Source organism: Streptomyces sp., assembly GCF_031178505.1.
GTDB lineage: Bacteria > Actinomycetota > Actinomycetes > Streptomycetales > Streptomycetaceae > Streptomyces > Streptomyces gulbargensis.
Genome location: NZ_JAPSIW010000240.1, coordinates 1 through 8839, shown reverse-complemented (window position 1 = coordinate 8839; position 8839 = coordinate 1). Strand labels below are relative to the sequence as shown.

Here is an 8839-nt window from a genome sequence, read left to right as displayed (position 1 = left end):
ACGCCCCGTCCGGGGACAGCGTGCCGTCCGTCGTGCCGTTCGGCCGGTCCGTCACCTGCCGCTGCTCGCCGGTCGCCCGGTCCCAGGCGTACAGCTCGTACGTCCCCGTCGCGTTGGACACGAACAGCGAGCGGTCGGGGGCCTCCTCGGCCCATTCGGGCAGGGAGACGCGCGGGGCCCGGAAGCGCTGCTCCCAGACCGGGGTGCCGGTGGCCTTGCTCTCAGTCATGCCCCCCATCATGCTCCGCCCGGCCCGTAATCCGGTCGCGTCCTCCGCAACCTGTGGATAACCTCGCCGCCATGTACTCTCCGACGCCCGAGGACTGGTTCGAGGGCAACCGCGCCCGCTGGGACGAACGCGTCCCGATCCACGCGGCCGGCGCGTTCTACGACCTCGACTCCTTCCGCGCGGGCAAGGACTCCCTGCGCGACTTCGAACGCGCGGAGGTCGGGGACGTCACCGGGCGCTCCCTCCTCCACCTCCAGTGCCACATCGGCCTGGACACCCTCTCCTGGGCCCGGCACGGCGCCGCGCACGTCGTCGGCCTGGACTTCTCCGAGCCCGCCGTCGAGACCGCCCGCTCCCTCGCCGCCGACCTCGGCCTGACGCCCGACCGCGCCGCCTTCGTCGCCGCCGACGTGCACGAGGCCGCCGAGGCCGTCCCGGACTCCTCGTACGACATCGTCTACACCGGCGGCGGGGCCCTGTGCTGGCTGCCCGACCTCGACCGCTGGGCGGAGACCGCCGCCTCGCTCGTCGCCCCGGGCGGCTTCCTGTACGTGGCGGAGTTCCACCCGCTCACCGACTCGCTGGACGACGAGACCGGCACCCGGGTCGTGCACGACTACTTCGTCCGCGACCCGTGGGTGGACAGCACCCCGGGCACCTATGCGGACCTCGACGCCCCCACCGTCCACAACCGCAGCGTGGAGTGGGTCCACCCGGTCGGCGAGGTCGTCACGGCCGTCGCGAAGGCGGGCCTGCGCGTCGAGTTCCTCCACGAGCACGACGCCACCCTGTTCCCCCGCTACGGGACGCTCCAGCGGCACGACGACGGCTACTACCGCTTCCCGGCCGAGCGCCCCCGCGTCCCCCTCATGTACTCGCTCAAGGCCTCGCGCCCGGCGTCCTGAGCGCGCGGCCGTCAGTCGCCGGCGTCGGGGCGGACGTGACGCACCCGGCGGCCGTCCGGGCCGAGGACCTGCGCCCCTATCTTGTGGGTGCGCAGGGACAGCAGCGTGCCCGTGATCCGCAGCGCCGGCGCCGCCCGCACCAGCGTCGCCGTCACCTCGTGCAGCTCGTCGACGGTCCGCAGCCACATGGCGAGGGCCAGGTTGCACGGCCCGGTGACCGAGGTGATCAGCCGGGTGCGGCGCAGCCGGCTCAGCGCCGCCACCGTCGTCGGCTCCTCCGCGGGCGGCACCTCGGCGGTGACCATCGCCCACACCGGCCGCCCGGAGAACCGGGGAGCCGGCAGGCAGTGGTGGTGCAGCGCCCCGCCCGCCGCGAGGACGTCCAGTCTCCGCCGTACCGTCGACTCGCTCGTCCCGCACTGCCGGGCCAGCTCCGCCGCGCTGCGCCGGGCGTCCCCCGCCAGCTCCGCGATCAGCCGCCGGTCCAGCTCCGTGACGTGGGGGTACCCGCGCGCGTGCGTCCGGTTGCGGCGGTCGGCCCCCGTGAGCTCCCGGAGCAGCTCCACCTGGCCGGGGGTGAGCTGCTCGATCCGCGACCGGTACGGCCGGTTGTGCAGCCGCGTGACCACCTGCGTACGGGAACGGATCACTCCGGGCAGGCGGCGCACCCGGCGTGCCAGATAGCCGTCGAGCGCGTACAGGTCCGGGCAGACCACCAGCAGCACCAGGTCGGCGTCGCCCGTCACCTGGTGGACGCCGAGCGTGCACGGGTCGCCCGCGACCTCGACCGCCGTGTCCTCGGTGCGGGCGGCGACGCACTCGAGCTCGATCCAGGCGTAGAGCGCCGCGTCCGCGCCGCGCCGGGCGGCGAGCAGCGAACTCCAGGCGTATCCGCCGGCCGTGAGGTGCTCCCAGCGGCGGGCGAGGGTGTCGGGGCTCACCCCCAGGACGGACGAGAGCTGCGTCCAGCTGGCGCGTGGGGCTATCTGGAGTGCGTGGATCAATGACAGATCCGCCTCTCCGAGGACGGATTCCCCGGTACGCATTTCCCTCCTTGGCCGATCCCTGGCAAACCTCGGACGGGCGCACCGGAGCGCTCCAGGATGGGTGCCGGGACGTATGCATTCAAGCCGTAACGGTGGCCGTCCGCCATCGAGTCGGGCATAAGTCACAGGTGTCGGACAGAGTACGAGCACGGGGGCTGGGGCGTATGGGAGGCAGGACGGGCACGGGTACGGGACCGGACGCGGGGCCCGAGCCGGGACGGGAGACGGTGACGGGGGCGAGGACGCCCCCGCGGCCCCGTCCGGTTCCGCTCCGGGTCCCGGGCGCGGTTCCGGTCCCGCCGCCGGTCGCGGGGCCGTGGCCTGGGACGACGGGTACGGAGCCGGGCGCGGGTACGAGGACGCGGCCGGGGGCGGACGGGGAGCCGGGGCCCGGGCGCGTGGCCGGGGAAGGCGCCGCGCGCCGGCGCGGGCCGTGGGGCGTGCCCGCCCTGCGCCCCGTGGACCCGGTGGTGCCCCGCCCCGCCGAGCAGCCCGCGTCCGTCGAGCACCTGTGGGGCGAGCCGGTCGCCGCCGACCAGCTCGCCGCCGCCGAGCGCGGCTACCTGGACTGCGGCCCGGCCGAACGCCTCCTCTGGGAGCGCCTCTCCGTCTTCGAGGGCGCCTTCGGGCCGGACGCGGTGCACGAGGTCTGCGCCTACGGCGCGCTCCCCGCCGAGCACGTCGCCGAGGTCCTGGAACGGGTCGCCCCGCTCGCCCTGCTCCCCGTGGACGACCTCTTCGACGGCGAACCGGCCGGTCCCCGCTACTGGATGCCGCACCCGATGAGGGCCGTCGGGGCCCGGCGGCTCACCGCCCGGGGCGACCGGGGCACCGTGGTCCCGCGCCACCGCGCGTGGTGCGTGAAGGTCGCCCGCAGGGCCGCCGACTGGTGGCAGCTGGGCCGCCAGATCGACGCCCGCGACCTCGCCCTGCGCGAACTCCCCGGCCTGGCCGCCGCCATGGACCCGACGACCGCGCCACTCTCCCCGGGCGCGGAGACCGAGGCGGCCGGGGCGGCCGTCGACATCGTCGTCTCGCTCTGGTTCCTGTGGGTGGCCTGCGGGCGGGTCACCGAGGGCCGCACCCGGCTGCGGCACGCGCTGGCCCTGCACCCCGGCCCCGAGCCGGCCCGCGCGCTGTGGCTCGCCGCCTTCCTGGAGCTGGAGTCCGGGCGCCCCGAGGAGGCGGACCCGCTCCTCTCCCGGGCGTGGGCCGCCGCCGTACGGGACGGGGACGAGGGCTGCTTCGGCCTGCTGGCGCACCTGCGGGGCGCGATCGCGCTCTACCGGGGGCGCATGCGGGAGGCGGCGGCGGAGTTCCGGGAGGCACTGGCGCTGATGGGCGCCGAGCCGGAGTTCGGGCCGTCCCGGCAGGGCTGCCGCGTCGCCCTCGCGCTCGCCCTGTGCCGTACCGACCCGGAAGGCGCCCAGGAGGCCCTGGACGAGGCCGACCGGGAGTACGACGCCCGGCGGGCCTGGGCGGGCCGTGACCTGGCCGCCGACGCCTGGGCGCACCACGCCCGCGCCGAGCTGCTGGCCTGGGACGGGGTGCCGGAACGGGCCGCCGAGTACGCCCGGCGGGCGCTGCGCGAGCACCTGCGGATCGGTTCGGCGGTCGGCGCGGCCTGCGCGGCGGAACTCCTGGCGCAGATGCGGGCGCTGGACGGACGGCACACCTCCGCCGCGCATCTGCTCGGCGCGGTGGACCTGTTGCGCACCTCCGTCTTCGACACCTCGTACCGTCCCGCCGCGTACTGCGCGGGCCCGCGCGGCAGGGGCGGCGCGGCCCTGCGGGACCTGCTGGACGACCCGGAGCTGCGCCGGGCGTACGAGGAGGGAGCGCGGCGCGGACTGTTCGCCCTGTCGGCCGAGGCCTGACCCGTACACCCGCCGTGACCTGTGGGAACGGTCCGTGACAGGCCGCAGACCCGCCCGGAAAGCGGCGCCCCTCCCTACCCTGGAGGTACGGAGGTGCCCCCATGAGGCGACGCCATCACTTCCACATCGACCACCTCGGGCATTCGGTCACGGCGACGGTGGAGACCGGCCGCCGGTCCGTCCTGGAGGTGCTGGTCGACGGCAAGGAGACCGGGTACGCCACGGCGGCCGGCGACCGTCCGCTGACGACCGCCGTGGAGCTGCCCACGGAGCCTCCGAGGACGGTGACGGTCCGCGCCGTCCACGGGCCCGGCGTACCGCGCTGCCTGCTGCTGCCGGACGAGGGCGCGGAGCCGCTGGTGATGGCGCCGAGGGCGTACTGAGGGCGGGCCCCGCGCTCAGGAGAGCCAGGACATCCCGATGATCAGGAAGACGACGAAGGCGATGGCTCCGGCGACGGCGGCGGTCTTGCGCGGTCTGCGCCGCGACAGCTCGGCGAGCGCGCCGGTGGTGGAGGCGCCGGTGCCCGGCCGCTCCCGCCGCCGCGAGGCCGGTGCGGCCGGGGCGGCGGGGACGGGCCGGGGCACGGGGCGCGGCGCGGGCATGGGCATGGGCGCGGACGCGGCCGGCACGGGCGACGGCCCGCTGTGAGCGTGCTGCGGGGCCTGGTGCTGCAGGTGGTGCTGCGGCGGGGGCGTGTGGTGCTGCGGGGCCTGGTGAGCCTGGGGGTGCCCGGCCTGCCTCTGGTGAGGGATCTGCGGGGCGTGGTGCTGCGGGCCCCGCGTCTGCTGCGGGATCTGCGGGCGGGCGTAGTCGCGCCAGGCGCCGGAGGAGAACCAGTCGGCGATCGCCTGCGCCGGGGGCCGCTGCTCCGGCTGCTTGGCGAGCAGGCTCAGCAGGTACGTCTCGAAGGCGGGCGGCAGCGCCACGCCGAGGCGGCCGGGCGGCGTCGGCGGGGTGTCGATGTGCTGGTAGAGCAGGGCGGTCGCGGTGTCGGCCCGGAACGGCGGCTGTCCGGTCAGGAGTTGGTAGAGCACGCAGCCGAGCGAGTACACGTCGGAGGCGGGTGACGCCGGCTTGCCGAGGGCCCGTTCGGGCGCGAGGTAGAGGCCGGTGCCGACGATCTGTCCGGTCGTGGTGAGGGCCGCCGACGGGTCGTCCACGAAGCGGGCGATGCCGAAGTCGGCGAGTTTCACGGTCCCTTCGGCGTCGACGAGCAGGTTGCCCGGCTTGATGTCGCGGTGCACGACCCCCTGCCGGTGCGCGGCGGCGAGCCCGGCGGCGGCGTGCGCGGCCACCACGGCCACCCGCTCGGGGGGCAGCACGAGCGGCTGGGAGGGGCTGCTGGCGAGGCTGTCGCCCTCGACCAGCTCCATGACGAGGTACAGCTTCCCGTCCCACGTACCGAAGTCGAAGACACCGACCACGTGCGGATGGCTCAGCCGGGCGGCGGTCTGCGCCTCCAGCCGGAACCGGTCACCGGCCGACGGGTCCGCCTCGTGCCCCAGCATCAGCTTCACGGCCACGGACCGCCCGAGCACCTCGTCGGTGGCCTGCCACACCTCGCCCATGCCGCCACGGCCGATACACATGTGAAGCCGATATCGGTCCGCGACCAGCACCTGGAGACCACCCTTTCGACGATCGTTCAACTTGACGGAACGGAACCAGCGTAGAGCCGCGCGGACCCCCGGTTCGCCGCGCACCCCCCGGGTGACGCGCCACCGTCCCGGACCATGCGGAGAAAGCGGTCAGGCCGTCCCCCGGGTGCCCGCCAGGTGAACGGAGGGTGGCGCGGCCGGTTAGCATCTCGGCCCGGGACCTTGCTGAGAACCATGGGACGGAGTGGGCCGTGGCGCGACCGCGCGTGGGTGTGGCGGTGCTGACGATGGGCACGCGGCCCGCCGAGCTGAGGGCGCTGCTCGACTCGGTCGCCCGCCAGGACGAACCCGCCACCCGGGTCGTCGTCATCGGCAACGGCACGGGCTCCCTCCCGGAGCTCCCCGACGGCGTCACCGGCGTCGAACTCCCCGAGAACCGGGGGGTGTCGGGCGGCCGGAACGTCGCCATCGAGACCCTGCGCGGCTTCGGCGACGTCGACGTCCTCGTGGACCTCGACGACGACGGGCTCCTCGTCGACACGGACGTCTTCCGCCGCCTGGCCGACCTGTACGAGGCGGACCCGGCCCTCGGCATCGTCTCCTTCCGCATCGCCGACGAGACGGGCGAGACCCAGCGCCGTCACGTCCCCCGGCTGGGTGCCAAGGACCCGATGCGCGGCGGCGAGGTCACCACCTTCCTCGGCGGCGGCCACGGCCTGTCCATGCGGATGCTCGACCGCGTCGGCGGCTGGCCGGAGGAGTTCTTCTTCACCCACGAGGAGACCGACCTGGCCTGGCGCGCGCTCGACGCGGGCTGGAAGGTCCGGTACGCCCCCGAGCTGCTGCTCCAGCACCCGAGGACCTCCCCGGCCCGGCACGCCGTCTACTACCGGATGACCGCCCGCAACCGCGTCTGGCTCGCCAAGCGCAACCTCCCGGCCCTCCTGGTCCCCCTCTACCTCGCGGTCTGGACCCTCCTCACCCTGGCCCGCACCCGTTCCCTCCCGGGCCTCCGCGCCTGGTTCGCCGGCTTCGCCGAGGGCCTCCGCCACCCCTGCGGGCCCCGCCACCCCATGCGCTGGTCCACGGTCCTGCGCATGACCCGCCTGGGCCGCCCTCCGATCATCTGACGAGCCTCAGCGGCCAGGGGGGCGCAAACGAGGGGAACCGGCCGGGGCCGGCTGTCGGGCGGATCAAACATCCCCCGTCCCTCCTCCACCGGATGGGATGAACTTCCCAGGTCAGGGGAGTGGGACGGCCCGAGCGGCCGCCATGATGGCGGCGTCTCGCCCACCCCCCAAGGAGGACGACCATGTCCCAGGAGACCGAGCCGAACGCCGGTTCCTTCACTCTCGCCGCCCCGCTGACCGCCGAACCCGCCGGTTCCACCGGGACGGCGGCGGTACCGGAGCACCAGGAGTGGCCCCTGCCCCACGGCTTCGCCTGGGTGTTCCCCGGTGACGGCAACGGCGGTGCCCTCCGGCGGCCCGTGATCATGGCGGACGGCTTCAACCTCGGCCGGAGCAGGCTCGACGTGCTCTACCACGGGCTGGAGAGCGGTTACGGCTTCATCAGCGAGCTGCGCCGGCGCGGCAGGGACGTGATCCTGCTGGGCTTCGAGGAGCGCAGCGCGTCGATCCTGGACAACGCGCAGGCCGCCCAGGCCGCCATCATGCGGGCCGTCGCGGAGCAGCTCGGTGACGCCCGCCTCGCCGTCGGCGGCTTCAGCATGGGCGGCGTCGTCACCCGCTACGCGCTGGCCCGGATGGAGGCCGACCGCATCGACCACCGGACGGCTCTGTACTTCTCCTACGACAGCCCGCACCGGGGCGCCACCATCCCGGTCGGCGTGCAGGCGTTCTCCCACTTCATCCCGTTCCCGAACGACTTCGCCCGGCAGATGAACAGCCCCGCCGCCCAGCAGATGCTGTGGCAGCACTACGACGGCGACACCGGCAAGATCGGGGTCTCCCCGCTGCGCACGGAGTTCCTGTCCGCCCTGGACCGGGTCGGCGGGTGGCCGAGGATCCCCCGGCTGATCGGCGTGGCGAACGGCCGCGGTGACGGCGTCGGCCTGCCGGACGTGAAGCCCGGCGAGGTCGCGCTGCGGATCGAGCAGATCTACCCGGGCACCACCTTCTACACCCAGGCCCAGGGCGACGACGTGACGGCCGCCTTCCTCAACCGCAGGTTCCCCCAGGCCGAGAAGACCGTCACCACCAGCGGCTTCCCGGAACTGGACGGCGCGCCGGGCGGAACGCTGCACACGTACAGGATCCTCGCCGACACCCTGGAGAAGCTCGGCGGCAAGGCGGACCTGCGCCACGAGGACGTGTGCTTCGTCCCCTCGGTCAGCGCGGTCGCCGTCCGCTCCTTCGACCAGCAGGCCGACCTGTACACGGACATCCACGAGCTGAGCCCGGAGGAGAGCGAGCTGGACGACTTCCTCTGCTCGTCCACCACCACCGCGCACACGGCCATCACCGAGGAACTGTGCACCTGGATCATGGACCGCCTCCCCGACTGACCGGCGCCCCCGCACCGACCGGGACCCGCCGCCCGCCCACCCGGGTGGGCGGCGGGTGCGCCCCATGATGCGCCGGAACGGGCGGAAAACCGCCTCAGGGCCTGACTCGATCTCTCGAATCAGGCCCTGAGGCGGTCTTACGGCTGTCGGGGTGGCGGGATTTGAACCCACGACCTCTTCGTCCCGAACGAAGCGCGCTGCCAAGCTGCGCTACACCCCGATGTCGCTGCTCTGCTCTTCACGTCGCGGCGACATCGATTACTTTAGCCCACGCGCGCGCTGAGACGAAATCCGGTTTTCGCGCGGCCGCGCCGCAGGTCGCACGCGGTCCCGGGCGGGGCTCAGGGGCGGGCGGTCAGGGTGAGGAGGGTGGCCTCCGGGGGGCAGGCGAAGCGGACCGGGGTGTAGCGGTTGGTGCCGCAGCCCGCCGAGACGTGCAGGTAGGAGGTGCGGGTGCCCACCGTGTGGGAGGAGAGGCCCTTCACCCGGTCGGTGTCCAGGTCGCAGTTGGTGACGAGCGCTCCGTAGAAGGGGATGCACAGCTGCCCGCCGTGGGTGTGTCCGGCGAGGATCAGCTCGTAGCCGTCGGCGGTGAAGGCGTCCAGGGAGCGGAGGTACGGCGCGTGCACCACGCCGATGGTGAAGTCGGCGGTG

At 74.4% G+C, this 8839-nt stretch carries 7 protein-coding genes, 1 tRNA gene and 2 pseudogenes; 5 read left to right on the top strand and 5 right to left on the bottom strand.

Annotated elements, in window-relative coordinates; all coding sequences use genetic code 11:
• Positions 1-238, bottom strand: a pseudogene (locus RIF68_RS17560) (S9 family peptidase); the annotation flags it as partial.
• A gap of 62 nt (positions 239-300) precedes the next feature.
• Here RIF68_RS17560 and RIF68_RS17555 point away from each other — a divergent pair.
• Positions 301-1134 carry a class I SAM-dependent methyltransferase gene (locus RIF68_RS17555; protein ID WP_309052211.1) on the top strand — a complete coding sequence of 278 codons (834 nt, stop codon included), beginning with the start codon at positions 301-303 and terminating at the stop codon, positions 1132-1134.
• Positions 1135-1145: 11 nt separating this feature from the next.
• Here RIF68_RS17555 and RIF68_RS17550 read toward each other — a convergent pair whose 3' ends face one another.
• On the bottom strand, positions 1146-2180 hold the full coding sequence (locus RIF68_RS17550) for an Lrp/AsnC family transcriptional regulator (protein ID WP_309052210.1): 1035 nt from the start codon (positions 2178-2180) through the stop codon (positions 1146-1148).
• Positions 2181-2578: 398 nt separating this feature from the next.
• Between RIF68_RS17550 and RIF68_RS17545 the strand changes: the two genes are divergently transcribed.
• Complete coding sequence (locus RIF68_RS17545; protein ID WP_309052209.1) at positions 2579-4057, top strand: tetratricopeptide repeat protein; 1479 nt, start codon at positions 2579-2581, stop codon at positions 4055-4057.
• A gap of 101 nt (positions 4058-4158) precedes the next feature.
• Positions 4159-4440: a hypothetical protein gene (locus RIF68_RS17540; protein WP_309052208.1), complete on the top strand. Its 282-nt coding sequence runs from the start codon at positions 4159-4161 to the stop codon at positions 4438-4440.
• A gap of 15 nt (positions 4441-4455) precedes the next feature.
• Here the strand turns inward: RIF68_RS17540 and RIF68_RS17535 are convergent, their stop codons facing one another.
• Positions 4456-5649, bottom strand: coding sequence for a protein kinase (locus RIF68_RS17535; RefSeq protein WP_309052207.1), 1194 nt, complete (start codon positions 5647-5649; stop codon positions 4456-4458).
• A 260-nt stretch (positions 5650-5909) separates the two neighbouring features.
• Here RIF68_RS17535 and RIF68_RS17530 point away from each other — a divergent pair, with 260 nt between their 5' ends.
• Both RIF68_RS17530 and RIF68_RS17525 read left to right on the top strand, forming a co-directional pair.
• Positions 5910-6788: a glycosyltransferase family 2 protein gene (locus tag RIF68_RS17530; protein ID WP_309052206.1), complete on the top strand. Its 879-nt coding sequence runs from the start codon at positions 5910-5912 to the stop codon at positions 6786-6788.
• Between the two features lie 182 nt (positions 6789-6970).
• Positions 6971-8185, top strand: coding sequence for a hypothetical protein (locus RIF68_RS17525; protein ID WP_309052205.1), 1215 nt, complete (start codon positions 6971-6973; stop codon positions 8183-8185).
• Between the two features lie 146 nt (positions 8186-8331).
• On the opposite strand, the gene RIF68_RS17520 is transcribed toward RIF68_RS17525, so the two are convergent.
• Positions 8332-8405, bottom strand: a tRNA-Pro gene (locus RIF68_RS17520).
• 121 nt (positions 8406-8526) lie between these two features.
• Positions 8527-8839: pseudogene (locus RIF68_RS17515) on the bottom strand (metallophosphoesterase); the annotation flags it as partial.

Coding starts and splice junctions, on each gene's coding strand:
- RIF68_RS17555 (WP_309052211.1), top strand. CDS start 301: ATGTACTCTCCGACGCCCGAGGACTGGTTCGAGGGCAACCGCGCCCGC.
- RIF68_RS17550 (WP_309052210.1), bottom strand. CDS start 2,180: ATGCGTACCGGGGAATCCGTCCTCGGAGAGGCGGATCTGTCATTGATC.
- RIF68_RS17540 (WP_309052208.1), top strand. CDS start 4,159: ATGAGGCGACGCCATCACTTCCACATCGACCACCTCGGGCATTCGGTC.
- RIF68_RS17535 (WP_309052207.1), bottom strand. CDS start 5,649: ATGTGTATCGGCCGTGGCGGCATGGGCGAGGTGTGGCAGGCCACCGAC.
- RIF68_RS17525 (WP_309052205.1), top strand. CDS start 6,971: ATGTCCCAGGAGACCGAGCCGAACGCCGGTTCCTTCACTCTCGCCGCC.